Here is a 26,471-nt window from a genome sequence, read left to right as displayed (position 1 = left end):
CAGGTGGCTCTCAAAGTCCGGACAGGTGGCTCAGAGAGCCCCGGAATAATCATTTTGCGCGTATTTGATATTCTTATAGTGGTAATCCTGGTTGGAACAATATTATTCGATGTAATATTTGTGATTCGCTTTATGACTGGGATGTTTTAGGGAATAGAAAGCTTAAATTGAAAAAATTTCGAAATTAAGCCAAAAATTTTCAAAAAACAGGCTCCGGCGGGAATCCGCCGGAGCCTGCAATCAATATATGCAATTTTACTATGCAAATAGCTTAGCTGGCAGCCAGAAAATCGTGTAGCCAGAGAAGCCTCGCAGTCAAAGCCTAGATTGCTCTTGTGTATTCTTTGAGCCATTCTCTTTCCTCATCTGTAAGGTGCGGTCCGATCTTCTCATATACGTCTTTGTGGTAGTTGTTGAGCCATTCTCTCTCAGATTTGGTCATCTCTTCCGGATCAATTCCGTCAAGGTCGATCGGAGCGAAAGTGATCGTCTCGAAGTGCATGAACTGACCATATTTGTTCAGTTCACCTTTTCTTACGATAAATTCATTTTCGATACGGATACCGAATTTACCATCTTCGTAAATACCAGGCTCGTCTGTGATAACCATACCTTCTTCTAACTGATGATGCTCGTTCTTGCTTGGAACAACATACCAGCGGAAGCCTGTCGGTGGCTCGTGAACATTTCCAAGGTATCCGACGCCATGTCCGGAACCGCACTGGAAGTCAATGTTCAGATCCCAGATCGGCTGTCTTACGAGGACATCCAGGTTGTAACCGTGGCATCCATAGAGGAAGTTCGCACGGGACAGGTTCATCATAGCACGTACAACGGCTGTAAAATATTTCTTCATATCCTGATCGATAGAACCAAGGATGAAAGTACGTGTAATATCTGTAGATCCTTCATAGTATCCGCCGCCTGTATCATTCAGGAACATTGCGCCTTCTTTTAATACAACGTCTGTCTCTTTACTTGGAGAATAATGCATCATAGCTGCATGATCTGCAAATGCGCACAGAGGTTCAAAACTGTCGCGGATATATCCTTCCTGAGCTGCTCTTAAGCTTGTCAGCTTGTCAGCAGAGCTTAACTCTGTAATATCTTCTTTGTCGTAACGAGTCTTGATCCAGTACATGAATTTCGTAATCGCAATACCATCTTTGATATGAGCTTCTTTGATGTTCTCCAGCTCAACATCATTCTTCATGGCTTTCATAAGAATTGTCGGGTTGGCAGATTCTGCGATCTTGCAAGGAATGTTCTTGTAAAGTGCGTAGTTCATCTTCATCGGATCGATGAGGGCAGTCTCGGAAGCATCCAGTTTCTTAATGTCTTCGTAAATGTCATTGTACGGATGAAGTGTAACATTTACTTTCTTGAACTCTTCCAGAATACGGTCATTTAATTTCGTCTCATCAACATAGAGGTCTACACCATCCATTCTTACGATAGAGTAAGAGAGCAGTAACGGGAAGAAATCAATATCATCACCACGGACATTTAAAAGCCATCCTGTATCGTCCAGAGATGCGATAATATGTACTGTTGCGCCATTGTCTTTCATGATTTTGCGGACACGCTCCAGTTTGTGTGCTGAGCTTTCGCCGGAATATTTCTCCTCAAGGAAGAATGCCGGTTTGTCAGAAAGCGGTGGTCTGTCTTCCCAGATCTGGTCGATCAGATCTTCTTCGTAATCAATAGAAATGTTCTTCGGTGAAAGAGCATCTTCATATTCTTTTCCTTCATCCATGGAAAGAACACGTCCGTCAAATCCAACCTTTCCGCCTTCCGGAATCTTGTCTGCCAGATATTCTGTAACAGATGGAGTATCCCCAACGAACATTTTCATAAGGCGGACTCCACTGCCTTCCAGTTCGTTTGTAGCCTGGAAGAAATAACGTCCGTCTGTCCAAAGACCTGCATCATCCTGGCATATAACAGCAGTTCCGTAAGAACCACTGAAGCCGGTGATGTATTTTCTGGCTTTGAAATGTTCTCCTACATATTCACTCTGGTGGAAATCAGCTGTTGGAACGACATAGGCATCAATTCCTTTTTCAGCCATCAGAGCACGCAGTTTTGCGATTCTTTCTGATACTTTCATTTGAAAATCCTCCTTAGTATTTAAATCTGTCTATATTTTAACACTTATTAGACTAAAGTACAAACCTGTTCCTGAAATTTTATAGATCTTTTATTATCATTGATTGAAAGCCGGGATGTTTTAGCGTATAATAGACAGAGCGGTATACGAAGAAATATAGACTTATAAATTTGTAAGATATCAGAGCGGTATACGCAGGAATCAATAGAAGAAAGGGTACAAGACGGAGGAGAGAACATGGTAAAGTATTTATTAGTAGTTGCCGGTGGCCTGATTTTCCTTGCCGGATATTCTTTTATGAAGAAGAATGAAGGCTCCGGTAAGACAATGCGTATCTATGCATTGTTTGCATATGCGGGATTAAGTCTTATCATTCTGGCCGGTGCGAGGGTATTGGATCCAGTATTTGCACAGATGGGAAGCTGGGCCGATAACATACAGCTTGCAGTGCAGGCAGCATGTTTTGTAATCGGAGCAGAAGTTTTATTAAAACCTGCTTTTGAAGACCAGAAAGAGAAACGGACTTCCAAGAAGATCACATCCAGAGGAAGTGTCAGCCAGACGAAGATGACTTATACGCAGTCAAAAAAGAATCATAAGAAGAAGTAAGTTATAAATGGGAATCAGACAAGTGCTGGTTCCCATTTATTGTGTATTGCTATAACAAAAAATTGCTATAACAAAAAGAGTTGTCGTACTAACCGAAGTTAGTAGACAACTCTTTTTATGTACGATATTCAGTTTGAATTATTCGCCTTCAACCATTCTGTCGAACTTCTTAGTAAATGCTAACATGATAACTCCGCAAGCGATGATGATAGCTGTTACTGTACCATAAGCTTTAACGAAGTCGAAGTTTCCGAGCCAGTTATAAAGTGGTCCGTAAGCTTTACCAGAGAAGAAGATGATCAGTGGCCATACACCAAGCATTGTTCCGAGAAGTTTCTTCGGAGAATACTTGCTGATGAAAGCGTTTCCAAGTGGTGAGAAAATAACTTCACCAACAGTCATACAAACGGCTGTCAGAATGATTACCCAGATACCAACCGGATGATCAGAGCTCTGTCCTGAAAGAACTGCTGCAAGTACCATGGATGCTGTACAAAGACCAAGTACGATGATTCCTAAAGCTGTCTTTGTGAACATTCCCCAGTCTCCCTGTGGACGCTGTCTCATCTTAGCCCAGATTCCTGCAAATACAGGGCAAAGGATGATACAAAGCAGACCGTTCATAGAGTCGAACCATGCAGTAGGCATCTCGAAGGAACCGATGTTCCAGTTAGCCCATCCTTGTCCTCCCTGAGAAGCTGGACCGAATTCATAGTAAACTGGCATGTATGCCATGTACCAGATCAGCCAGAAGACTCCAGAGAATAATGTTACGATCAGAATAGCGATAACACGGTTTCTCTCAAGTTTGGTAAGTGGAGCGTTGTCTTTCTCTTTGTCAGCTTTCTCAACATTTTCTGTACGGTTGTCAACCAGGAATGGTTTCTTACCAGCATCGCCGAAGAATCTCATTCCGAATAACCACCATGCACAGTCGATGAACATGAAGATTCCGCAAATGAGGAACATCTCACGATATCCAACGTTAGTACCGACCAGTGACAGGAAAGTTGTTCCGATGAATGATCCGATGTTAACGAATGAGTACTGAAGACTGAATGCAGTATCCAGTTCATCCTGATCAGATGATGGGAACAGACGTCCGTTGATACCAGAAACGTTTCCTTTGAAGAATCCAGTTCCGATAGCGATCAGGACGATCATTACCCAAAGCATTCCAACTCCGTTAGCTTTCCATGCACACAGGTATCCGAGTCCCATAAGAATCTCTCCAACTGGTACAAGAAGACGAGGACTAATCCAGCGGTCAGCGATATATCCACCAATAACTGGTGTGATATAAGTAAACGCTACCAGGTTAGAACTCATTGCAGCACCTACGGATTTGTCTAATCCAAGACCACCCTTTGCTGCAGCGACTACGATAAAGATCGACAGTCCCCACTTAGCAGCATAGTATGCAAGTCTTTCGAATGTGAAAGAGAGGCAGCATACATAGAAGCCAAATGGAAATTTTTTCTTAGTGTTTTCCATGAGTTTCACCCTCCAATATGAAATTTTTCATGATGTACAAAATGTAGAGACATAAGTTCTAAATTTTGTGCTCTCAATGTTCTATATGATAGCATAACTTAGACTAAAGTACAACCAATTAATTTAAGAAAATGTTAAGTTTTTCATTTTTTGTCGTTTTTTTGACATAAATATGCCATAAAAAGGATAAAAAAACACCCATTTGGTAATGCAAAATGCATAATTGTCAGAAAATTAACGGGGAATATAAAAAAAACGTAAAATGCTTGAATGTTAGTATCTGAACATATATAATGAAACGGATATGTTTTACAAAATGATAATAGAAGAAAGATGGGGAAGATTTATGGCAGGACGTTATTGTGTGAAGTATAAGGAATCTCAGAATACATTGCAGAAGATCTGTAAGCTGTTCCGAATGGATGAGAGTGATATTACGCTTAAATTTGTAGTATTTTTCCTTGGAATCCTGATTTTTTATTTTGTTATGAAATTTGGAAATCCTGGCAATGATATGACAAAGTTTGTTGTACGGTATATAATCTGGTGGATTGCAGCTTTTGTAGTTGGTATTACATTTAACCGTACAATCTGGAGAAAGGCTCTGGATGCTACAGCAATCGGAGATGCGGAAGACCAGTTCCTTAGAAGAAATAAACTGAACGGTGGAACTGTATCAACTGAGCTGGATTTTTACGACGATCATTTTGACAGTGTAATGGAAATGAAGACAAGATCCTTTCAGTATGCGAATGTCGTTAAATTACTGGAATCGGAAGATGCATTTGCGGTTGTTGTGAAGACAGAACCGGACAGCAAAGGATCACCGAGAGCAATGTGCGGCTTCCCGAAGGATGCGCTGGAACAAGGAAGTATTGATGAGCTGAGAGCATTTTTATTGGAACGCTGTACGAATATGAGGCGCAAGAAAGTAAAGAAATTTTAAGATATTATTAAAGAACAGGACATGGAGAAGCAATGCAATTGCTTTCCGTGTCCTGTTTATTTATTATGGCGACGAGGAAAAATGCAATATAAAAGTTTATAATTATGCATATTATTAATAGGAAACAACATGTTTGTGCATAAAAACCTGTAAAAAAGTTGATAAGATTTTAACAAAAATAAAGGAAAATACTTGCAGATTGATGTCGGAAAAGATATAATATAATTGGCTAAAATTTGGTTTTACTTTTCCAAGAAGTATAAACCTTAAAATAAGGAAAATGGAGGGCTGGACTATGGGCAACATGGCAACAGAAAATGCAGCAGGTAATCGTATTTTATCGGTTCTTGATGCAGGAAGCTTTGTTGAGATCGGTGGCGCTGTAACAGCAAGAACAACAGATTTCAACATGCAGGACAAAGAAACTCCGGCAGACGGTGTGGTGACCGGATATGGAGTAGTAGACGGTAATTTAGTGTATGTGTACAGCCAGGATGCATCCGTATTAAACGGTGCGATCGGCGAGATGCATGCGAAGAAAATTGCAAACATCTATGATATGGCAATGAAGATGGGAGCGCCGGTGATCGGAATGATCGACTGTGCGGGACTGAGACTTCAAGAGGCAACCGATGCACTGGATGCTTTTGGTAAGTTATATACAAAACAGGCACTTGCATCCGGCGTGATTCCGCAGATTACAGCAATCTTTGGAACATGCGGAGGAGGACTTTCCGTAGTTCCGGCTCTTTCTGATTTTACATTTATGGAAGCAGAGAAAGGAAAGCTTTTCGTAAACTCTCCGAACGCAGTTGCAGGAAATGAGATTTCCAGATGTGATACATCATCTGCAAAATTCCAGAGCGAGAAAGCCGGTCTGGTAGATGTTGCAGAAACAGAAGAAGAGATTCTTGCAGATATCCGTTCTCTCGTATGCATGTTACCTTCTAACAACGAAGATGATGCTTCCTATGAGGCATGCGAGGATGATCTGAACCGTGTATGTGCAGATCTGGCGAATGCAGCAGAAGATACTGCAATCGCACTTGCAGAGATTTCTGATGACCATATTTTCTTTGAGACAAAACGTGATTTTGCGAAAGATATGGTAACAGGATTCATCAAATTAAACGGACTGACTGTTGGCGCCGTTGCCAATCGTTCAAAAGTATATAATGAAGAAGCAGAAGTTGTAGCAGAATTTGACGGATCTTTAACTGCTGACGGAGCAGATAAAGCAGCAGATTTTGTGCGTTTCTGTGATGCATTTGGAATTCCGGTGCTGACTCTTACGAATGTATCCGGATTTGCAGCAAGTGCATACGATGAGACACATCTTGCAAAAGCGGCAGCGCGACTGACTTATGCATTTACAGAGGCAACTGTAGCAAAAGTAAATGTCGTGATCGGCAAAGCTTTTGGAAGTGCTTATGTAGCAATGAACAGCAAATCTGTCGGAGCAGATATGGTATATGCGTGGCCACAGGCAGAGATCGGTATGATGGATGCGAAGCTGGCTGCCAAAATCATGTATGCAGATACAGATGCTGAGACAATTAATGAGAAAGCAGCTGCTTATGCAAAGCTTCAGACAAGCCCGGATGCAGCAGCAAGAAGAGGATATGTGGATACGATCATCAATCCGGAAGATACAAGAAAATACATCATTGGCGCATTTGAGATGTTATTTACCAAGAGAGAGGATCGTCCGATGAAAAAACACGGAACAATTTAGAGAGGTGAGGCAAAGTGAAGAAAAAAATTAGCTTAATAATTTGTATGCTTGTAGCTGTATTATGCTTTACCGGTTGTTCCAATTCAGGCAATGAATTGAAGTATGACAAATCTTCTATTAAAGAATCAACAGAGTTTCTGATCAACTATTGCCAGAGTGCAGATGATGCGACGATTCAGCAGTGGGAAGATATGGACGACTTTAATCTGGAATATCAGCTGATGCAGTCAGGACTTCCGTATACAGCAGACGGATTTACCAGTGCACTGGAAAGCTGGCAGTCTGGAATCAAAGAGTGTGGAGCATATGTAAGTCATGGAGATTTCAAATATGAAACTTCCAAAGACGAACTTAAGGTTACAACAGCGGCAAAATTCAAAGACAGAGATGCCACATTGACATTTGTATATAACCAGAAATTAAAACTGGAGAGTATGACAGTTGACGGAAAATATTCCATGGGTGAAGTCCTGGAAAAAGCCGGACTGAATACCGTACTTGGAATGGGAACGGTATTCGTTGTGCTGATCTTTATCTCCCTGATCATTTCTCTTTTCAGATTCATCCCTGCGCTGGAAGAAGCATGGAAGAACAGAGGAAAGAAATCGGCAAAAGAAGCTGAGGCTGTTGTAGTAGAAGAGGCAACACAGAGCGCATCTGCTGAGGCAGAAGATGTTACGGATGATACAGAGCTGGTAGCGGTTATTGCAGCGGCTATTGCAGAATATGAAGGAACAGGCACAGATGGATTTGTAGTAAGAAGCATCAGACGCCGTCCGTCTAATAAATGGAACGCATAGAGAATTTAGGAGGATTGAATCATGAAAAATTATACAATTACAGTAAACGGAAATGTATATGATGTAACTGTTGAAGAGAACGGCGCAGGCACAGCACCTGCAGCAGCACCAAGAGCAGCAGCGCCTAAGGCAGCTCCTAAGACAGCGCCGAAAGCAGCAGCACCTGCGGCTGGAAACGCCGGAAGCATTGAAGTAAAAGCAGGAGCAGCCGGAAAAGTATTTAAGCTGGAAGCAAGTGTCGGACAGAGCGTGAAGAAAGGTGATGCAGTTATCATCATTGAAGCAATGAAGATGGAGATTCCAGTAGTAGCTCCGGAAGACGGAACAGTTGCAAGCATTAACGTAGCAGTTGGAGACGCAATCGAATCCGGTGCAGTTTTAGCTACATTAAACTAATGTGAAACTGATTCCTTATGGAATGAATACGACTGGAGGTTAAGAAATGGAATATATAACATCAACATTGGGAAACCTCGTGCATCAGACAGCTTTTTTCAGTCTCACATGGGGCAATTTGATCATGATTGCTGTAGCATGTTTTTTCCTGTATCTGGCAATCGCGCGGGGGTTTGAACCTTTGCTCCTTGTGCCGATCGCATTCGGTATGCTGCTTGTTAATATCTATCCGGATATTATGCTGCATGCAGAAGATTCGGCAAATGGAACGGGCGGACTTCTGTATTATTTCTTTAAATTAGATGAATGGGCAATCCTGCCGTCTCTGATTTTCCTTGGAGTTGGAGCAATGACAGACTTTGGACCATTGATCGCGAATCCGAAGAGTTTCCTCTTAGGTGCTGCAGCACAGTTTGGTATTTTCGCAGCTTACCTTGGAGCGATGGCATTTGGATTCTCTGATAAAGCGGCCGCGGCTGTATCCATTATCGGTGGGGCGGATGGACCGACTTCCATCTTCCTTGCCGGAAAGTTACAGCAGACAGCAATTATGGGACCGATCGCAGTGGCGGCGTACTCGTACATGGCGCTTGTCCCGATCATTCAGCCGCCGATCATGAAGCTTTTAACAACAGAAAAAGAACGTAAGATCAAGATGGAGCAGTTAAGACCGGTATCCAAACTGGAGAGAATCCTGTTCCCGGTCATCGTTACAATCGTTGTTTGTGTGATCCTTCCTACAACAGCACCGCTGGTAGGTATGCTGATGCTCGGAAACCTCTTCCGTGAATCAGGTGTTGTAAGACAGTTGACAGAGACTGCTTCCAACGCACTGATGTATATCGTAGTTATCTTACTTGGTACATCTGTCGGAGCGACAACAAGTGCGGAAGCATTTTTGAACAAACAGACTATTTTCATCGTTATCCTTGGACTGATTGCATTTATGTTTGGTACAGCAGCCGGAGTATTATTCGGTAAGATCATGTGCAAAGTTACCGGGGGAAAAGTTAATCCGCTGATCGGATCAGCCGGAGTATCCGCCGTTCCAATGGCAGCCAGAGTATCCCAGAAGGTTGGAGCAGAGGCAGATCCTACGAACTTCCTTCTGATGCATGCAATGGGTCCGAACGTTGCCGGAGTTATCGGTACAGCAGTTGCAGCCGGAACATTTATGGCGATCTTCGGAGTTTAAGAACCGGATATTTCGTATGATAACGATTGAATACTGATTATATGGAGGAAGAAATAATGGCAGAAATTGAAAAAAAACCAATTAAAATAACAGAGACAATTCTGCGTGACGCACACCAGTCTCTGATTGCCACTCGTATGACAACAGAACAGATGCTTCCGATCATCGATAAGATGGACAAGGTTGGCTATCATTCTGTAGAGTGCTGGGGTGGTGCAACATTTGACGCATCTTTACGTTTCCTGAAAGAAGATCCATGGGAGAGACTTCGTAAATTCCGTGACGGATTTAAGAATACAAAATTACAGATGCTGTTCCGTGGACAGAATATCTTAGGATATCGTCCGTATGCAGATGATGTAGTAGAGTATTTCGTACAGAAATCGGTTGCAAATGGTATTGATGTGATCCGTATTTTTGACTGTTTGAATGACCTTAGAAACTTGCAGACGGCCGTTACAGCAGCAAACAAAGAAAAAGCAGAAGCACAGGTAGCGCTTTCCTATACACTGGGAGATGCTTATACACTGGATTACTGGGTAGATATCGCCAAGAGAATCGAAGATATGGGTGCAAATTCTATCTGTATTAAAGATATGGCGGGTCTGCTCCTTCCGTACAAGGCAACAGAGCTGATCGGTGCATTAAAAGAAGCCACAGACCTTCCGATCCAGCTTCATACACATTATACATCCGGTGTTGCTTCTATGACTTACTTAAAAGCAGTAGAGGCAGGTGTAGATGTCATTGATACTGCAATGTCACCATTTGCAATGGGAACATCACAGCCGGCAACAGAAGTTATGGTTGAGACGTTCAAAGGAACACCTTATGATACAGGTCTGGATCAGAAATTACTTGCGGAGATCGCTGATTACTTCCGCCCGATCCGTGACGATGCATTAGACAGCGGACTGCTGAATCCGAAGAACCTTGGTGTAAATATCAAGACTCTTCTGTATCAGGTACCGGGTGGTATGCTTTCAAACCTGACATCTCAGTTAAAAGAGCAGAATGCAGAAGACAGATACTATGAAGTACTGGAAGAAGTGCCGAGAGTAAGAAAAGACTTAGGTGAACCGCCGCTTGTAACACCGTCTTCACAGATCGTAGGTACACAGGCTGTATTTAATGTACTGATGGGCGAACGTTATAAGATGGCTACAAAAGAGACAAAAGACGTATTAAGTGGTAAATACGGTGCAACTGTAAAACCATTTAACGAAGAAGTGAAGAAGAAAGTATTAGGAGACGATGCTGAGATCATCACATGCCGTCCGGCAGATCTGATTCCGGCAGAATTAGATACACTCCGCAAAGAGTGTGCACAGTGGATCCAGCAGGACGAAGATGTATTAACTTATGCATTATTCCCGCAGGTAGCTGTTGACTTCTTCAAATACAGAGAAGCACAGCAGACAAAGATCGATCCGAATGCTGCTGATACAAAGAACGGAAGTTATCCGGTGTAATAACTTCTTTTAATTAAAAGTTGTATATTTTATATGCGATGCAGAAGTCCTGAAATGCCAGGATTCATGTCCAAGTGTATAAGAAAATTCTGTGGTGTGCTATAATGTGTGATACCGGCAGGTAAATGTGGTACATCTACATGGTTTTCACATACAAAGAGAGTAATCATTTAATGCCTGCCCCGCTACGAGCATAAAAGTAAGACGAAAGTTTTCGGATATGTGTACAGATGGAGATGGGGGAATATATGCATTTTACAATAGCAATTATAGAAGACGAACAGCCGGCGCGTGAGCGAATCGGCGAGCTTGTCATACAGGAACTGTCCGGTGAGACGGAAGTTTATATAGAAAAATACGAAGACGCGGAGCGTTTTCTTAAAGCACTTGAAGAGAAGAAAGATACAGCGTATCCGGACGTTGTAATCTCTGACATTGACCTTCCGGGAATGAATGGAATTGAACTGGGAGCGGAGTTAAAAGGAAACGGCATAGAAACATATCTCGTATTTCTGACGTCTTTTGCAGAATTTGCGGCAGACAGTTATATACTGGAGGCTTATCAGTATATTCTGAAGCGGGATATGAAAGATCGACTCGGAGATGTGCTCCGGGAGATTGCGAAGGAAAAGCAAACGAGCGAACAGGATTTCCTGTGGGTTGGAGATCATGAGAAGAAGTTGTTTTATAAAGACATCATCTGTGTGAGCAAGGTAAAAGGGCAGAAATACTCGGAGTACAGAACGAAGAAAGAAGTGTACCGGGAGCGGATGCCTTTATTTCAGATACAGGAACAACTGGGAACAGATGCATTTATCATGGTCGGACGAAGTTGTCTTGTAAATATTGAACACATTGCGGGTATTTCAGCAGAGTCGGTGCAATTAGATAATGGGGATGTAATCGGAGCCGGAAGAGAACTGATTTGGGAAGTGAAACAAAAAGTAACTGCGTACTGGAGAAAAAACTAATGGGAAGAGAAATAAAATGGACAAGTGTCCAACTGATAAATATCATATTCTGCGGACTGATGCAGATTTTTTATTTCTTCCCGTGGCTTAAGTATAGCGGCCTGCATTGTTCTCTGCATCGGTATATTTTCCGAGCATTGACAAGAAATGATTACATAGAAGCGTTTAACAAGACGTACTATCCGGGAAAAGATCTGGGGATTTATGAACAGAAGATGGCAATCCTGGTCCTTGTTTATCTGATGAGTTTTCTGGTGGCGCAGGTAGTGGATCTGCTTCTTTTATACCGGAATATGAACCAGATTCCGTACCGAGATCATCAGGGACTGTTTTGGGTTATCGCGATGACGTGGGTGTTCTTCCTTGAATATGCAGATTATCAGGGAGCAGATGAGCAGTTTTATATTCCGATGTCCATGTTCATTTACCTGAATACGTGGCTTGTGGTCAAAGGTGTCCAGTATTTTGCATGTAGGATGACAGAAAGTTTGGAGTATATGAATCTTTCCAGCCAGAAAAAGCTGGAGCAGAAAGAACAGGAAGTACTGGAACTTAAGGTAAATGTGCTGGAAGAGCGGTTCAAAGGAATGTTAAAGAGCCGGCAGGTTGTTCATGACATGAAAAATCATCTGCTGGCGCTAAGGCGTTATGAACAGGAAAGAGACTGGGATGGGATTCACGAATATCTGGAGAAATTAAGTGATGCGATACTGGTGCATAATTATCAGGTGTGGACAGGAAATCAGATGCTGGATATGATTCTGAACCAGAAGGCGCAGGATGCGAAAGACTCCGGTGTACAGATGACGATCCAGACGGAAGTATTTACAAAATTGCCGTTTACGGACTGGGAGATCATTACGCTATTTGGGAATCTTCTGGATAATGCACTGGAGGCAACGCAGAAAGTGACTTCGGAAAATCCATGGATCCATGTGAAATTTATAAGACGGAACCGGCTTTTTTACGTGGAGATTGAGAACAGTGCAGAGGAAGCAGTGAGAGTGGAAAATGGACAGCTCCGGTCGCAGAAAGAAGAAAACGGACTGCATGGATACGGTATGAAAAATGTTCGGGAAATCGTAGAAAAACATGAAGGTGATCTGCAATATATAACTACAGATACCAGTTTTCTTGTCAGTGTATCCATATATGACATGAAATAGAGAAAATCTTAGGATTGAGAGGAAAAAGAAATGCAGAAGAAAAAGAGTAGAAGAAAAGAAAAAATATGTGTCGGAGTCATCGGATACGCGATATTTCTGATCTATTCCATGTGGCCGGTTTACCGGCTCCGGGATGGGTATCATTCCTTTTATGGTGTTTTCCGATTATTGTCGCAGAAAGGAGCTGCCGCACTGACAGACAGTTGCCGGGATGTGTGGGACGGCAATATGGGAGCCATAAAGATTCAGGTTGGCCTGTTTGTAATTATGCAGATCGTGGCAGTATTGTATCTGATACTGCTGATTTTAAACAAATACCGGTATATCCAGCCGGTTGTGATCGGTATTGCGATCACAGAGATGTTTCTGAGTGATTATGCAGCTTACGGTACAGTTGCAGATAATGTGATGGCATTTATGTTTTTTATGCCTATGGTAGTAATGAGTCTTCTTGAGCTTGCCCTGCAGAAGATGATCGATGTCTATGATGAAGCACTGGCAAGATCCAGAAATTATGAAGTGCAGGAACAGGAAAAGAAAGAAGAAGCGCACAGAAGACTGGATTTTCCGGGCAAATACACGAAACTTTTCTATCATATGATCTGGAAGAATTTCCGCTCTGACTGGAAAGATTACCGGCTTTTCCTATTCTGCGGAATCATGGTCGGAACACTGGCATTTTCCGGACTGGGAGCTTATGAGATGCTGTCTTCTTCCTACCGGGCTGATCTGTCTATGTATGGTGGCGAAGGACTTGGACGAATCCTGATCAATGCGATGATCCCGCTTGCGGCATGCTGCCTTTTCCTGATGGTATTTGTGCTGATCTTTTATCTCAGAAAATGGATTCAGAACTATAGTATCTTTGTAACACTCGGAATCAGAAGAAAGGCGCTCTGGACGATCGCCGGACTGGAAATCGGACTGGGATTTGTATTTTCCTATATAGGCGGAGTAATTGTCGGAAATGGAGTCCTTCTGCTTTTCCGTAAAATTGTCGGAAACATGGTGGGCGATCAGATCAATCTGTCATATGCAAGTAAAACAACGTATCTGGTATCACTTGCCGTTCTGTTTCTTGTCTATCTTGTTTCACTGATGGCAACAAGAGACATTGTGTCGGATTTTAACCTGATCTCAGCGGCAACACGTAATGTTGCAAAAGAGAAGATGCCGCGGAGGTTTTTGAAAATCATTACTGTGATCGGAGCTGCTATCTGCGGATACAGTGCTATTTCTTACAGCAAGATTTACAATTACGAGAAGATTACACTGATGCTGGCATTGTTTGTCGGACTGTTTCTTCTCTACCGCTTTGGCGGGACATTGTTGCTGCGAAAAGACAAGGCATCAAAAGGGTATCTGGGTACGCTTCTGAAACGCAATGACCGCTATCACCGTTCAAAGACAACTGCGTGGTATCTGGCAGCGCTTACAGCTTTGCATATCTGCGGAATGTTTTATTTTGCATTCCAGTCAGTATCTGTAACGGTTGCAGAACAACCGGAAAGCCTGTTTCCATATGATTTCATGTGCATTTCTTACGATGAAGACCAGAAGACATTTGAAAATCTGGAGAAACAGTACGGAGCAAAGGTTACGACTTATCCGATGGTAAGAATCTCGAATTCGGATAAAACGGAGAAGAATGAGGGCTATTATGAAAAACGAATACAGGGACAACAGATCGGTATTTCAGAATCTACTTATCATGCACTGAAAAAAGCAATTGATCCGGATTATAAACCACACTTTCTCCATCTGGATGCAAAGGGAGAGAAAGTCTATCTTGTGCACCAGCAGGACCGCTCTGTGAAAGCACAGCCGATAGACTGGACATTTAGTAAGAAGAAACCCAATATCCATGTTGGCATTGTATGTGAAGGATATACCCCATATGAGCATTTTTCCGAGGAGACGACATATCAGCAACGTATAATCGCAGGCGAGGAGATTGGAAGCCTGACCGGATGTTTCCGCAATGGAAAACTGGAAAATCTCGTTGTGCTTTCGGATGCATTCTTCACAAAAGCACAGAATCTCTGGAAGACAACGAATGTGCTGAATGGTTCGTTTATTAAAAAGAAAACGGATGCGATTGAAGGGCTGACTGTGAAGCAGGGACCGACAAAACTGGTGTTGATAAACAGTAAAGCGAAAGATCACAAAGCAATCAAGAGAGAACTGGAAAAATTCCAGGAAAAACATAAAGAAGATCAGGCTTACGATGCGGAAATCGCAAATTATTATGCAAAGGATGAAAGTGTAAAAGACCTGCGTACGGAACGCATGATGAAGCTGATCGTGAACCTGTTTGTCACGGCAACAATGCTTTTTATAAGCATGTTCCTTGTCTATATTAAAGTGCTTTCTGAACTGGATGAGAAGAACAAAAGAGCCGAATTTTTCACTTGTATGGGTATGAGAAAGAAAGAGAGAATCCGCATTCTTCTCGGTGAATTACATCTGATGTTCTGGCTTCCGGGAGCGTTTACCGCGCTTGTGACAGCTGTATTTACCGGAATTACATTCTATGTGCGGATGTATACAAATGCAGTTAAGCTACAGTTTATAACTCACGCAGTATGGCTCTGGGGCGGCTATATTCTTGTAGAACTTCTGTTTATGTGGTTGCTTGGAAAGTTTATGGTTCGAAAGGTGGAAAAAGACGATGAATAATCAGGAAATCATAAAAGTAGAAGATCTGACACGGAATTATCGGATGATCTACGCAGAGAATCCGGAAGACCGGGAGATCAAGGTGTTAAAAGGACTGAATTTCGCTGTGAAGACAGAAGAATTTGTCGGGATCATGGGAAAATCCGGCTGTGGAAAGACAACGCTTCTGAAAGTGCTTGGTCTGATCGATAAACCAACCGATGGTACATTGTATTTCAATGGCGTGGATTCGAGAAAACTGTGGAGCGACGAGCTTGCTGATATCCGCAGAAGAAAAATGGGATTTGTATTTCAGGATTTTTATCTGCTTGACAGTCTTTCGGTAGAAGATAATATCATGGTTCCGATGGTGCTTGATAAAGCGCCGGTGAAGGACTGTCTGGAAAAAGTAGCTTATTATATGGAGAAATTTGGTCTGATGCATCTGACAAAGAAGAAACCGAATGAACTGTCCGGCGGGGAGCGTCAGCGGGTAGCAATCTGCCGCGCGCTCATTAATGATCCCGAACTCATCCTTGCAGATGAACCGACAGGCAATCTCGATACCCAGTCAGGACAGATCGTTATTGACGCACTGACCGAGATTAACGAGAAAATGAAGAAAACAATCCTTATGGTTACGCATGATCCGAAAATGGCAAGCTATTGCAGCCGGATTATTTTGCTGAAAGACGGACAGATTCTGGAAGAACTGAAAAGAGAAAAAGACCAGGATGCGTTTTACCACAGAATTGTGGACAAGATGCAGGAACTGTAGGAGGAGTGGATATGCATATACTGGAAGTGAAAGAACTGGTGCGTGATTACAGCATTATCAGTGAAGATAAAAAAGAAAGGACGCAGATCCATGTATTGAAGGGACTGGATTTTTCCGTGGAGGCAGGAGAATTCGTCGGAGTCATGGGTAAATCCGGCTGTGGCAAGACGACGCTCTTAAAGACTCTCGGTCTGATCCACCGTCCTACGTCCGGAAGTGTCTGGCTTGAAGGAGAAGATACCGGAAAACTGCCGGAAGAAAAGAGGGCAGACATCCGCAACCGGAAGATCGGATTTATTTTTCAGGATTTTTACCTGATGAACAGTCTGTCTGTTGAAGAAAATATTATGCTTCCGATGATGATCGCAAAGAGCGAGTCGGAAGAAATGAGGAAAAGAGCTGCCGCCTATGCCACGCAGTTTGAGATTACACATCTGCTTAAGAAATATCCATACGAGCTGTCCGGCGGAGAGCGTCAGAGAGTGGCGATCTGCCGTGCACTCATGAATGAACCGGAACTGATTCTTGCAGATGAACCGACAGGAAATCTGGATTCCCGATCCGGGCAGATCGTGATTAATGCGCTTGGAAAAATCTCGAAAGAACTTGGAAAAACGATTCTTATGGTGACGCATGATCCAAAGATGGCGAGCTGTTGCGGGCGGATTTTGCTTCTGAAAGATGGAGTTATTCTCAAAGAATTGAAGGCAGGGGAAGACAAAGATGCATTTTACAGGGAAATAACCGGGCAGATGGAATGTTTATAGTCCTTGAATATTTTCTCAAATTTATATATAATGGATACGGTAAATTGAGAAGAAAAGGACAAAAACGATATGGGAAATAAAAATGAATTACTTCAAAAGATAGATGAAGGTTATTCAAAATTCAGCAAAGGTCAGAAAAAACTGGCGGATTTTATCAAAGAAGATTATGATAAAGCGGCATTTCTGACTGCTGCGAAGATGGGGGAAGAAGTCGGCGTCAGTGAGTCTACGGTTGTAAGATTTGCGATGGCGCTTGGATATGACGGCTATCCGGGATTCCAGAAAGCGCTGGGCGAGATGGTCCGTACCAAATTAAATTCCATCCAGAGAATGGAAGTCACATATGGACGCATCAGTCAGGGCGAGATACTGACATCTGTATTACAGTCAGATATTGATAAGATCAAGCTGACGATGCAGTCCATTGACCATGAATCATTTGAACTTGCAGTGGAGACGATTCTGAATGCGAAGAAGATCTATGTGATCGGTATCAGAAGCTGTGCACCGCTTGCAAGTTTTCTTGGGTTTTATCTGAACCTGATCTGTGATAATGTAGTTGCTGTGCACACAAACAGTTCAAGTGAGATTTTTGAACAGCTTATCCGGATCGATGAAGACGATGTGATTATCGGAATCAGCTTCCCGCGGTATTCCATGCGTACTTTAAAAGCGCTGGAATTTGCAAGTAACCGCAAGGCAAAAGTAATCACGCTGACAGACAGCGTCCATTCGCCGATGACGTTATATTCTTCCTGCAATCTGATCGCGCGAAGTGACATGGCGTCTATCGTAGATTCACTTGTAGCACCTCTGAGCGTGGTAAATGCGCTTGTGGTAGCACTCTGTATGAAGAAGCAGGATGAAGTCATCACAACACTGGAGACGCTGGAACGGATCTGGGATGAGTATCAGGTATACAGCAAAGATGAACTGAACATGGTAGATGATAAAGTAGAACTGTCTTCGTCCAAAGCACAGATAGATGGAGAAGAGACTTATGAATAAAGTATTAATCGCAGGTGGTGGCGCTGCGGGCATGATGGCGGCAGTTATGGCGGCAAGAGAAGGTTGCGCGGTTACACTGTTTGAAAAAAATGAAAAACTGGGCAAGAAGGTATTTATCACAGGAAAAGGTCGTTGCAATCTGACAAATGCCTGTGATGTAGAAGATCTGTTTCCGGCAGTGAAAACGAATGCGAAGTTTCTGTATAGTAGTTTTTACGGATTTACAAACCAGGATGTCATGGATTTCTTTGAAGAGCTTGGCATGCGGACGAAGATTGAACGAGGGGAACGGGTATTCCCGTTATCTGATCATTCTTCCGATGTGATCCGTACTTTGGAAGAAGAGATGAAGAGACTTGGTGTGAAGATCTGCCTGAATACATCTGTGAAGAAGATTGAAGCGAAGGACGGGCATTTTACAGGCGTCGTATTATCTGATGGAAAGAAAGTGTCCGGAGATGCGTGTGTCGTTGCAACCGGAGGCATCTCTTATCCGTCTACAGGTTCTACCGGGGACGGATACCGGTTTGCAAAAGAACTGGGACTTGAAGTGACAGACTGTCTGCCGTCGCTTGTACCGATGGAGACTCAGGAAGACTGGGTGCCGGAGCTTCAGGGACTGTCTCTTCGAAATGTAAATGCGGTTATCCGAGACGGTAAGAAGAAGCTGTATGAAGACTTTGGAGAGATGCTTTTCACGCACTACGGCGTTAGCGGTCCGCTTATGTTAAGTGCCAGCAGTGTAATTGGCAAGAAACTAAAAGATCATCCACTGACATTGGAAATCGACTTGAAACCGGCATTGTCTATAGAGCAGCTCGATCAGAGAGTCCTGCGTGATTTTGAAGAAAACCATAACCGACAGTTCAAGAATGCGATCCACAAGCTGTTTCCGGCGAAACTCATTCCGGTGATGCTCAAACTTAGCGGAATCGATCCGGAGAAAAAGGTCAATGTAATTTCCAGAGAGGAAAGACAGCATTTTGTTTCCCTGATCAAAAAAATTCCAGTGACATTAACCGGACTGCGCGGCTATAATGAGGCAATCATCACAAAAGGTGGTGTCAGCGTGAAAGAGATCGATCCGGGCACGATGGAGGCAAAGACAGTATCTGGCTTGTATTTTGCAGGAGAAGTACTGGATCTGGATGCAGTGACCGGAGGATTTAATTTACAGATTGCATGGTCTACTGCATGTGCGGCTGCAAGAGCCTGTGCATGGCAGAAATAAATGGATATGTGTATGCTTACGTGCTGTTTTGGGAAACAGACAAAGATTGTAACGGGAAGGTACGTGAGTTTGAAAAGCAAGCTATATATTATTAAATAAAACAGATAGAGAAAGAGGGCAGAAGAATGGGATATAATATCGCAATTGACGGACCGGCAGGAGCCGGAAAAAGCACCATTGCGAAACTGGTGGCAAAAGAAAAAGGATACATTTATGTAGATACAGGAGCGATGTACCGTGGAATGGCAATTTATTTTCTGGAAAAGAATATTTCGCCGGAAGATACAGAAACGATCGCAGCAGACTGCAAGAATGTAAAAGTAACGATCGGCTATGAAGAAGGCGGACAGCAGGTCTACTTAAACGGTGAGAATATCACAGGGAAATTAAGAGAAGAAGCAGTAGGAAATATGGCGTCTAAGATCTCTGCGATCCCGGCAGTCAGAGAAGCACTTTTAGGACTGCAGAGAGATCTTGCAAAAACAAAAGATGTTGTCATGGACGGACGTGACATCGGTACCTGCGTATTACCAGATGCAGATGTGAAAGTATTTTTAACTGCAAGTGTACAGACAAGAGCAACACGTCGTTTTGATGAACTGACAGAAAAGGGTGAAACTTGTGATCTTGCCGAGATTGAAAAAGACATTGAAGAGCGCGACAGAAGAGATATGACGAGAGAGATCGCACCGCTTAGACAGGCAGAAGATGCGACACTCGTAGACAGCTCAGATATGACAATCCCGGAAGTAGTCGCCGCAATTACGGCGCTCTGCCATTAGGAGGCATATATGAAAGTTGAACTTGCGAAGACAGCGGGATTTTGCTTCGGAGTAAAGCGGGCAGTGGATACTGTATACAAACAGATAGAAGCACACCCAGACAGTCCGATTTACACATACGGACCGATCATCCATAATGAAGAAGTCATCAAAGATATGAAAAAACACGGCGTGAAGGTGATTGGAAGTGCAGAAGAGCTGGAGAATTTGGACAGCGGAATCGTAATCATCCGGTCTCACGGAGTAGCAAAAGAAGTCTACGATTTGTTGACTGAAAAAGGACTGACCTGTGTGGATGCAACCTGCCCATTTGTCAAGAAAATCCATAAAATTGCCCAAGAGCAGAGCGCACAGGGTGCACACATTGTTGTGATCGGAAATTCGGAACATCCTGAAGTGCAGGGCATTAAAGGATGGAGTGGAAATGATGTGACAGTCATCCAGACTGTAGAAGAAGCGAAAAGTTTTCAATTAAAAAATAAAAAGCAAAAACTGTGTGTCGTATCTCAGACGACATTTAATTACAATAAATTCAAAGATATAGTTGAAATTATTGAGAAAAAGAGGTATGATATACTTGTTTTAAATACGATTTGCAGTGCAACAAAAGAGCGCCAGGAAGAGGCTCGCGACATTGCAAAGAGGGTGGACGCTATGATTGTTATAGGAGACAAGAGAAGCTCTAATACCCGCAAACTATTTGAGATATGCAGTAATGCATGTGCGGATACGTACTATATACAGACACTTGACGATTTTGATATGAATCAATTAAGGTCCGTGGAAACAGTAGGTATTACAGCAGGGGCATCCACGCCCAAGAAAATAATTGAGGAGGTTCAAAATAATGTCAGAATTAACTTTTGAACAAATGTTGGAAGAATCATTTAAGACAATCAGAAATGGAGAAGTCGTAGATGGTACAGTCATTGATGTAAAACCGGATGAGATCATCTTGAATATCGGCTACAAAGCAGACGGTATCATTATGAGAAATGAGTATACGAACGAACCTAACGTAGATCTGACAACAGTCGTATCTGTTGGAGATCCAATGACAGTAAAAGTACTGAAAGTAAACGACGGAGAAGGTCAGGTGCTGTTGACATACAAGAGACTGGCTGCCGAGAAAGGAAATGAGAGACTGAAAGAAGCTTATGAGAACCATGAAGTTCTGAAAGCTCCGGTTGCACAGATCCTTGGCGGTGGATTGAGCGTAGTTGTTGATGAGGCAAGAGTCTTTATCCCTGCAAGTCTTGTATCTGATACCTACGAGAAAGATCTGAGCAAATATCAGGATCAGGAGATCGAATTCGTTATCAGCGAGTTTAATCCTAGAAGAAACCGCGTGATCGGTGACAGAAGACAGCTTCTTGTTGCAGAGAAAGCAGAAAAACAGAAAGAACTGTTTGCTAAATTACAGGTTGGAGATACTGTAGAAGGAACTGTTAAGAATGTTACAGACTTCGGAGCGTTTATCGACCTTGGCGGAGTAGACGGACTCCTTCACATCTCAGAGATGTCTTGGGGACGCGTTGAGAATCCGAAGAAAGTATTCAAAGTTGGCGATGAACTGAAAGTCCTGATCAAAGACATTCACGATACAAAGATCGCACTCAGCTTAAAATTCCCGGAGACTAATCCATGGGCAGATGCAGCTGAGAAGTATGCAGTAGGAACTGTAATCGAAGGAAAAGTTGCAAGAATGACAGACTTCGGAGCATTTGTTGAATTAGCTCCTGGAGTAGATGCACTTCTTCATGTATCACAGATTTCCAGAACACATGTTGACAAACCGTCTGATGTACTGTCTGTAGGACAGACAGTAACAGCTAAGATTGTTGATCTTAATGAAGCTGACAAGAAGATCAGCCTGAGCATGAAAGCTTTAGAGCCGGCTGAGTCAGAGGCTTCACAGAACGAAAGCTCTGAAGAGTAATCGTACTGTAAGAATTCAAGCGTATATATAAAAGCGAAAGAGAAAAGATAGAGGTTTCATACCTCTATCTTTTGTGTGTCTGAACATCTGTTAAAAAATGAACAAGATGTTCATTAAAATGTACAAAAAAATCACTTGACACACTGGTAAGTCTGGTGCTTTTTGGGTATAGTTAATATGAAAATTAAAAGGAAGGAAGGAAAAGGGAATGGCATTGTTAACTTTTAAGGGTGGTATTCATCCGGATGACGGTAAGCGTCTTGCAAAAGACAAGGCAATCGTTGATGTTAAACCCACAGGAGATCTGGTATATCCGGTTTCCCAGCACATCGGGGCGCCTGCCAATCCGATCGTAGCAGTTGGCGATCATGTTTTAAAAGGACAGATGATAGCAGAAGCCGGAGGATTTGTTTCTGCACCAATCTATGCTTCAGTATCAGGAACAGTTAAGGCGATCGCTCCACATTTGAACCCGACTGGAGGTACTGTCAACAGCATTGTCATTGAAAATGATGGTGAATATAAAGAAGTAGAATATCCTGCGATAAAACCGGTTGATGAGATGACAAAGGAAGAGATCCTTAACGCAATTGGCAACGCAGGTGTTGTTGGTATGGGAGGAGCAGGTTTCCCGACCAGAGTTAAGCTTTCTCCAAAAGAGCCTGACAAGATTGATTATATTATTGCAAACTGTGCAGAATGTGAGCCATATATTACAGCAGACTACAGAACGATGATCGAGACACCGGAGAAACTGGTGGAAGGCATGAAGATCGTTCTGAGACTTTTCGATAACGCGAAAGGTATATTCGGTGTTGAAGATAACAAACCAGATTGTATCGCAAAATTAAAAGAACTCACAGCAGATGACCCACGTCTGGAGGTTCTGGCGCTTAAGACAAAATACCCACAGGGTGGTGAGCGTCAGCTTATTTATGCGACGACAGGTCGTGCGATTAACTCTGCTATGCTTCCGGCAGATGCAGGATGCGTTGTAGACAACGTTGCAACACTTGTAAGCATTTATCAGGCTGTGGCAGAAGGAAAACCTTCTATGGAACGTGTCGTAACAGTCAGCGGAGATGCAGTGAATGAACCGGGGAACTTCCGTGTTCCGTTTGGTATGAACCAGGCTGAGCTGGTAGATGCTGCCGGTGGATTCAAGACAGAACCGGAGAAACTGATTTCCGGTGGTCCGATGATGGGATTTGCAATGTTTTCACTAGATGTTCCGGTTACAAAGACATCATCATCCATTCTTGGATTTACAAAAGACGAAGTAGCAAAATTCGAGCCAACCGCATGTATTAACTGCGGACGATGCGTAGATGCCTGTCCAAGCCGTCTGATTCCATCTCGACTTGCAGATTATGCAGAGCATCATGACGAAGAGACCTTTACAAAACATAATGGTCTGGAATGTATGGAATGTGGATCATGCAGTTTCGTCTGTCCGGCAAAACGTCAGTTGAAACAGGCAATCGGTTCTATGAGAAAAATTGCACTTGCTAATCGTAAGAAGAAAAAATAAGAGAAGAGAGGAAGAGGTGAACAAACGTGAGTGAGAACAATTATAAACTGTCATCTTCACCACATATTCGTGACAAAGTTACCTCCAGCAATATCATGCTTATGGTTGTTATTGCACTTTTGCCGGCTTCGGCATTCGGAGTTTATAACTTTGGAATACCAGCACTGATCGTACTGATCAGCACAACCGTATCAGCGGTTCTTACAGAGTACATATATGAGAAACTGATGCACAAGAAGATTACCATCAACGACTGGAGTGCAGTTGTTACCGGCCTGTTGCTTGGCCTTAACATGCCGGCTTCAGCACCATGGTGGATGGGCGCTCTTGGTAGTGTATTTGCAATTCTCGTTGTAAAACAGTTATTCGGAGGACTGGGACAGAACTTCATGAACCCGGCGCTCGGTGCAAGATGTTTCCTGCTGATTTCTTTCGCAGGACCGATGACAAAGTTTGTTTACGATGGAGTATCCGGACCGACACCGCTTGCTACTTTAAAAGACGGTGGCTCTGTTGATTCCATGAAGATGCTTATCGGAACAATTCCGGGAACAATCGGTGAGACATCTGTGATCGCAATCATTATCGGAGCAGTATTCCTTATTATGCTTGGTATTATTGATTTGCGTATTCCGGGAACATACATTGTATCCTTTGTTATTTTCGTCGGAATTTTCGGACCATTTACAAAAGCACATGTAGGATTCTTTGATCCACAGTACATCACAGCACACCTTTGCGGTGGTGGTCTGATGCTCGGAGCATGGTTCATGGCAACCGATTATGTAACATCTCCGATTACGAAAAAAGGACAGTATGTATATGGTATCCTTCTTGGAGTACTGACCGGACTGTTCCGTCTGTTCGGTGGTTCCGCAGAGGGGGTATCTTATGCGATCATCATCAGTAACCTTTTAGTCCCACTGATTGAAAGAGTTACTCTTCCAAAACCATTTGGTAAAGGAGGAGAAAAATAATGAAGAAAAATCCAATTATTAAGAATGCACTTATTCTTACAATTATTACATTAATCGCAGGATTAGGTCTTGGCTTTGTATATGAGATCACCAAAAACCCGATCGCACAGGCGCAGGAAAAAGCTAAGAAAGAAGCATGGCAGGCGGTATTTACAGATGTAGATGCGAATGCTTTTGAAGCACAGGACGTAGATGCGAAGATTGCAGATAAAGCAATCAAATCAGTCGGTGCAAAAGCAACTGTCGATGAAGTTTGTAAAGCAGGTGACAAAGGATATGTAATCACAACCACAGACAAGGAAGGTTATGGTGGAGATATCCAGATTACAGTAGGTATTACTTCTGATGGTACAGTAAACGGAATTTCTATCTTATCGATCAGCGAGACAGCCGGTCTTGGTATGAAAGCAAAAGAGCCGAAGTTCTACAATCAGTACAAGGGCAAGAAAGCTGAGAAATTCGTTGTATCAAAAGATGGTGGAGACGGTGAACAGATCGATGCAATCAGTGGTGCAACAATTACATCACGTGCAGTTACAGGAGCTGTCAACGTAGCACTGGCTTATTATCAGAATGCATTTTAGGAGGTAGCAGACATGAACAGATGTACTGAAAGACTATATAATGGTTTAGTTAAAGAGAATCCTACCTTCGTGCTGATGCTTGGTATGTGTCCTACACTTGCCGTAACTACATCCGCAACCAATGGTGTTGGTATGGGTTTGTCAACAACAGTAGTATTGGTATTATCCAATATGCTGATTTCCATGTTACGTAAGATCATCCCGGATTCAGTCAGAATGCCGGCATTCATCGTAGTCGTAGCATCATTCGTAACAATTGTACAGTTTCTTCTGGAAGGTTTTGTACCGAGTCTTTATGACGCACTTGGTCTTTACATTCCACTGATCGTAGTAAACTGTATTATCTTAGGACGTGCAGAAAGCTATGCTTCCAAGAACCCGGTTCTTCCGTCAATCTTTGATGGTATCGGTATGGGACTTGGATTTACTGTAGGTCTTACATGTATTGGTATTGTACGTGAGCTGATCGGAGCAGGACAGATCTTCGGTAAACAGATTATTCCGATCGCTGACGAAGCAGCAGGAAAAGCCGGATATGTACCGGTTACAATCTTTATTCTTGCACCGGGAGCATTCCTGGTACTTGCAGGACTGGTTGCTCTTCAGAACAAGATCAAAGCCAATGCTGCCAAGAGGGGTAAAGAAGTTGTAGAAGCTAAGGGATGCGGCGAAGGCTGTGCATCATGTAATGGATGCGGCGGAAAAGTATTCCCTACAGGAAACGAAGAATAGGAGGAGTACATAGATGAAAGAATTATTACTTATCGCAATTGGATCTGCGATTGTCAACAACGTTGTACTCAGCCAGTTCCTGGGAATCTGTCCATTCCTTGGAGTATCCAAAAAGGTTGAGACTGCTTCCGGTATGGGAGGAGCTGTAATCTTCGTTATTACAATCGCATCATTCTTTACAAGTTTGATTTATAAGTTTATTTTGTTACCATTGAATATTTCTTACCTGCAGACGATCGTATTCATTCTCGTAATCGCTGCACTGGTACAGTTTGTAGAGATGTTTCTGAAGAAGAGCATGCCGTCTCTGTATAATGCACTTGGTGTGTATCTTCCTCTGATCACAACAAACTGTGCAGTACTTGGTGTAGCACTTACAAACGTTCAGAATGAGTATTCTATTCTGGAAGGTGTGATCAATGGTATCGGTACTTCTGTCGGATTCGCAATCGCAATTGTGATCATGGCAGGTATCCGTGAGAAAATCGAATACAATGATGTATCTGAGTCATTCCAGGGAACTCCTATCGTACTGCTTACAGCAGCACTGATGTCAATTGCGTTCTTTGGATTCTCAGGATTAATATAGG

General features: G+C 42.8%; 24 protein-coding genes. 22 read left to right on the top strand and 2 right to left on the bottom strand.

Going from position 1 to position 26,471, the window contains the following annotated elements; genetic code table 11:
* Positions 1-322: 322 nt before the first annotated feature.
* The gene (locus DW152_RS02915) at positions 323-2,110 is read right to left on the bottom strand and encodes an aminopeptidase P family N-terminal domain-containing protein (protein WP_118287912.1); all 1,788 of its coding nucleotides are present in this window, start codon (positions 2,108-2,110) and stop codon (positions 323-325) included.
* A 237-nt stretch (positions 2,111-2,347) separates the two neighbouring features.
* Between DW152_RS02915 and DW152_RS02910 the strand changes: the two genes are divergently transcribed.
* A complete protein-coding gene (locus DW152_RS02910) occupies positions 2,348-2,719 on the top strand; it encodes a hypothetical protein (protein WP_117537243.1) in 372 nt (123 codons plus the stop codon).
* A 138-nt stretch (positions 2,720-2,857) separates the two neighbouring features.
* Here DW152_RS02910 and DW152_RS02905 read toward each other — a convergent pair whose 3' ends face one another.
* On the bottom strand, positions 2,858-4,213 hold the full coding sequence (locus tag DW152_RS02905) for a peptide MFS transporter (RefSeq protein ID WP_118287911.1): 1,356 nt from the start codon (positions 4,211-4,213) through the stop codon (positions 2,858-2,860).
* A 346-nt stretch (positions 4,214-4,559) separates the two neighbouring features.
* Between DW152_RS02905 and DW152_RS02900 the strand changes: the two genes are divergently transcribed.
* The 21 genes from DW152_RS02900 (at position 4,560) to rsxA (ending at position 26,470) form a co-directional block, all read left to right on the top strand.
* The gene (locus tag DW152_RS02900) at positions 4,560-5,159 is read left to right on the top strand and encodes a hypothetical protein (RefSeq protein WP_117537241.1); all 600 of its coding nucleotides are present in this window, start codon (positions 4,560-4,562) and stop codon (positions 5,157-5,159) included.
* Positions 5,160-5,454: 295 nt separating this feature from the next.
* Positions 5,455-6,894 (top strand): acyl-CoA carboxylase subunit beta, encoded by a 1,440-nt coding sequence (locus DW152_RS02895; protein WP_118287910.1) that lies wholly within the window; start codon positions 5,455-5,457, stop codon positions 6,892-6,894.
* Between the two features lie 14 nt (positions 6,895-6,908).
* Complete coding sequence (locus DW152_RS02890) at positions 6,909-7,694, top strand: OadG family transporter subunit (RefSeq protein ID WP_021861136.1); 786 nt, start codon at positions 6,909-6,911, stop codon at positions 7,692-7,694.
* A gap of 21 nt (positions 7,695-7,715) precedes the next feature.
* A complete protein-coding gene (locus tag DW152_RS02885; RefSeq protein ID WP_118287908.1) occupies positions 7,716-8,090 on the top strand; it encodes a biotin/lipoyl-containing protein in 375 nt (124 codons plus the stop codon).
* A 46-nt stretch (positions 8,091-8,136) separates the two neighbouring features.
* A complete protein-coding gene (locus DW152_RS02880) occupies positions 8,137-9,285 on the top strand; it encodes a sodium ion-translocating decarboxylase subunit beta (RefSeq protein WP_118287907.1) in 1,149 nt (382 codons plus the stop codon).
* 56 nt (positions 9,286-9,341) lie between these two features.
* Complete coding sequence (locus DW152_RS02875; protein ID WP_118287906.1) at positions 9,342-10,757, top strand: oxaloacetate decarboxylase subunit alpha; 1,416 nt, start codon at positions 9,342-9,344, stop codon at positions 10,755-10,757.
* Positions 10,758-11,005: 248 nt separating this feature from the next.
* Positions 11,006-11,728: a LytR/AlgR family response regulator transcription factor gene (locus DW152_RS02870; RefSeq protein WP_158570015.1), complete on the top strand. Its 723-nt coding sequence runs from the start codon at positions 11,006-11,008 to the stop codon at positions 11,726-11,728.
* Positions 11,728-12,894 carry a sensor histidine kinase gene (locus DW152_RS02865; RefSeq protein ID WP_118287904.1) on the top strand — a complete coding sequence of 389 codons (1,167 nt, stop codon included), beginning with the start codon at positions 11,728-11,730 and terminating at the stop codon, positions 12,892-12,894. The genes DW152_RS02870 and DW152_RS02865 overlap by 1 nt, the downstream gene beginning before the upstream one ends.
* Before the next feature lie 30 nt (positions 12,895-12,924).
* Complete coding sequence (locus tag DW152_RS02860) at positions 12,925-15,573, top strand: FtsX-like permease family protein (RefSeq protein ID WP_118287903.1); 2,649 nt, start codon at positions 12,925-12,927, stop codon at positions 15,571-15,573.
* Positions 15,566-16,330 carry an ABC transporter ATP-binding protein gene (locus DW152_RS02855; protein WP_118287902.1) on the top strand — a complete coding sequence of 255 codons (765 nt, stop codon included), beginning with the start codon at positions 15,566-15,568 and terminating at the stop codon, positions 16,328-16,330. The genes DW152_RS02860 and DW152_RS02855 overlap by 8 nt, the downstream gene beginning before the upstream one ends.
* Before the next feature lie 11 nt (positions 16,331-16,341).
* Positions 16,342-17,097, top strand: a complete 756-nt coding sequence (locus tag DW152_RS02850; RefSeq protein ID WP_118287901.1) for an ABC transporter ATP-binding protein — start codon at positions 16,342-16,344, stop codon at positions 17,095-17,097.
* A 69-nt stretch (positions 17,098-17,166) separates the two neighbouring features.
* On the top strand, positions 17,167-18,105 hold the full coding sequence (locus DW152_RS02845) for a MurR/RpiR family transcriptional regulator (protein ID WP_021861127.1): 939 nt from the start codon (positions 17,167-17,169) through the stop codon (positions 18,103-18,105).
* Positions 18,098-19,336 (top strand): NAD(P)/FAD-dependent oxidoreductase, encoded by a 1,239-nt coding sequence (locus tag DW152_RS02840; protein ID WP_118287900.1) that lies wholly within the window; start codon positions 18,098-18,100, stop codon positions 19,334-19,336. Before DW152_RS02845 ends, DW152_RS02840 begins: the two co-directional genes overlap by 8 nt.
* Before the next feature lie 125 nt (positions 19,337-19,461).
* On the top strand, positions 19,462-20,118 hold the full coding sequence (gene cmk, locus DW152_RS02835; RefSeq protein ID WP_118287899.1) for a (d)CMP kinase: 657 nt from the start codon (positions 19,462-19,464) through the stop codon (positions 20,116-20,118).
* A gap of 9 nt (positions 20,119-20,127) precedes the next feature.
* Positions 20,128-20,985 carry a 4-hydroxy-3-methylbut-2-enyl diphosphate reductase gene (gene ispH / locus DW152_RS02830; protein WP_118287898.1) on the top strand — a complete coding sequence of 286 codons (858 nt, stop codon included), beginning with the start codon at positions 20,128-20,130 and terminating at the stop codon, positions 20,983-20,985.
* On the top strand, positions 20,966-22,057 hold the full coding sequence (rpsA, locus tag DW152_RS02825) for a 30S ribosomal protein S1 (protein WP_021861123.1): 1,092 nt from the start codon (positions 20,966-20,968) through the stop codon (positions 22,055-22,057). Before ispH ends, rpsA begins: the two co-directional genes overlap by 20 nt.
* 208 nt (positions 22,058-22,265) lie before the next feature.
* Positions 22,266-23,588: an electron transport complex subunit RsxC gene (rsxC, locus tag DW152_RS02820; RefSeq protein WP_118287897.1), complete on the top strand. Its 1,323-nt coding sequence runs from the start codon at positions 22,266-22,268 to the stop codon at positions 23,586-23,588.
* 26 nt (positions 23,589-23,614) lie between these two features.
* Complete coding sequence (locus DW152_RS02815) at positions 23,615-24,565, top strand: RnfABCDGE type electron transport complex subunit D (protein ID WP_021861121.1); 951 nt, start codon at positions 23,615-23,617, stop codon at positions 24,563-24,565.
* Positions 24,565-25,149, top strand: a complete 585-nt coding sequence (locus DW152_RS02810) for an RnfABCDGE type electron transport complex subunit G (protein ID WP_021861120.1) — start codon at positions 24,565-24,567, stop codon at positions 25,147-25,149. Before DW152_RS02815 ends, DW152_RS02810 begins: the two co-directional genes overlap by 1 nt.
* Positions 25,150-25,161: 12 nt before the next feature.
* Positions 25,162-25,881 carry an electron transport complex subunit RsxE gene (gene rsxE, locus DW152_RS02805; RefSeq protein ID WP_021861119.1) on the top strand — a complete coding sequence of 240 codons (720 nt, stop codon included), beginning with the start codon at positions 25,162-25,164 and terminating at the stop codon, positions 25,879-25,881.
* Positions 25,882-25,894: 13 nt separating this feature from the next.
* On the top strand, positions 25,895-26,470 hold the full coding sequence (gene rsxA, locus DW152_RS02800; protein WP_021861118.1) for an electron transport complex subunit RsxA: 576 nt from the start codon (positions 25,895-25,897) through the stop codon (positions 26,468-26,470).
* Position 26,471: the final 1 nt, after the last annotated feature.

It is taken from the genome of Dorea sp. AM13-35, assembly GCF_003473885.1.
Lineage (GTDB): Bacteria > Bacillota > Clostridia > Lachnospirales > Lachnospiraceae > Dorea_D > Dorea_D hominis.
This window is presented reverse-complemented; position numbering and strand designations above follow the sequence as displayed.

Bases quoted from the DNA above. Each gene is read 5' to 3' on its own strand.
- DW152_RS02915 (WP_118287912.1), bottom strand. From the start codon at position 2,110: ATGAAAGTATCAGAAAGAATCGCAAAACTGCGTGCTCTGATGGCTGAA.
- DW152_RS02900 (WP_117537241.1), top strand. From the start codon at position 4,560: ATGGCAGGACGTTATTGTGTGAAGTATAAGGAATCTCAGAATACATTG.
- rsxE (WP_021861119.1), top strand. From the start codon at position 25,162: ATGAACAGATGTACTGAAAGACTATATAATGGTTTAGTTAAAGAGAAT.
- DW152_RS02895 (WP_118287910.1), top strand. From the start codon at position 5,455: ATGGGCAACATGGCAACAGAAAATGCAGCAGGTAATCGTATTTTATCG.
- rsxA (WP_021861118.1), top strand. From the start codon at position 25,895: ATGAAAGAATTATTACTTATCGCAATTGGATCTGCGATTGTCAACAAC.
- DW152_RS02865 (WP_118287904.1), top strand. From the start codon at position 11,728: ATGGGAAGAGAAATAAAATGGACAAGTGTCCAACTGATAAATATCATA.
- DW152_RS02850 (WP_118287901.1), top strand. From the start codon at position 16,342: ATGCATATACTGGAAGTGAAAGAACTGGTGCGTGATTACAGCATTATC.
- DW152_RS02860 (WP_118287903.1), top strand. From the start codon at position 12,925: ATGCAGAAGAAAAAGAGTAGAAGAAAAGAAAAAATATGTGTCGGAGTC.
- DW152_RS02840 (WP_118287900.1), top strand. From the start codon at position 18,098: ATGAATAAAGTATTAATCGCAGGTGGTGGCGCTGCGGGCATGATGGCG.
- rpsA (WP_021861123.1), top strand. From the start codon at position 20,966: ATGTCAGAATTAACTTTTGAACAAATGTTGGAAGAATCATTTAAGACA.
- DW152_RS02810 (WP_021861120.1), top strand. From the start codon at position 24,565: ATGAAGAAAAATCCAATTATTAAGAATGCACTTATTCTTACAATTATT.
- DW152_RS02910 (WP_117537243.1), top strand. From the start codon at position 2,348: ATGGTAAAGTATTTATTAGTAGTTGCCGGTGGCCTGATTTTCCTTGCC.
- DW152_RS02875 (WP_118287906.1), top strand. From the start codon at position 9,342: ATGGCAGAAATTGAAAAAAAACCAATTAAAATAACAGAGACAATTCTG.
- rsxC (WP_118287897.1), top strand. From the start codon at position 22,266: ATGGCATTGTTAACTTTTAAGGGTGGTATTCATCCGGATGACGGTAAG.
- ispH (WP_118287898.1), top strand. From the start codon at position 20,128: ATGAAAGTTGAACTTGCGAAGACAGCGGGATTTTGCTTCGGAGTAAAG.
- DW152_RS02855 (WP_118287902.1), top strand. From the start codon at position 15,566: ATGAATAATCAGGAAATCATAAAAGTAGAAGATCTGACACGGAATTAT.
- DW152_RS02870 (WP_158570015.1), top strand. From the start codon at position 11,006: ATGCATTTTACAATAGCAATTATAGAAGACGAACAGCCGGCGCGTGAG.
- cmk (WP_118287899.1), top strand. From the start codon at position 19,462: ATGGGATATAATATCGCAATTGACGGACCGGCAGGAGCCGGAAAAAGC.
- DW152_RS02905 (WP_118287911.1), bottom strand. From the start codon at position 4,213: ATGGAAAACACTAAGAAAAAATTTCCATTTGGCTTCTATGTATGCTGC.
- DW152_RS02885 (WP_118287908.1), top strand. From the start codon at position 7,716: ATGAAAAATTATACAATTACAGTAAACGGAAATGTATATGATGTAACT.
- DW152_RS02880 (WP_118287907.1), top strand. From the start codon at position 8,137: ATGGAATATATAACATCAACATTGGGAAACCTCGTGCATCAGACAGCT.
- DW152_RS02845 (WP_021861127.1), top strand. From the start codon at position 17,167: ATGGGAAATAAAAATGAATTACTTCAAAAGATAGATGAAGGTTATTCA.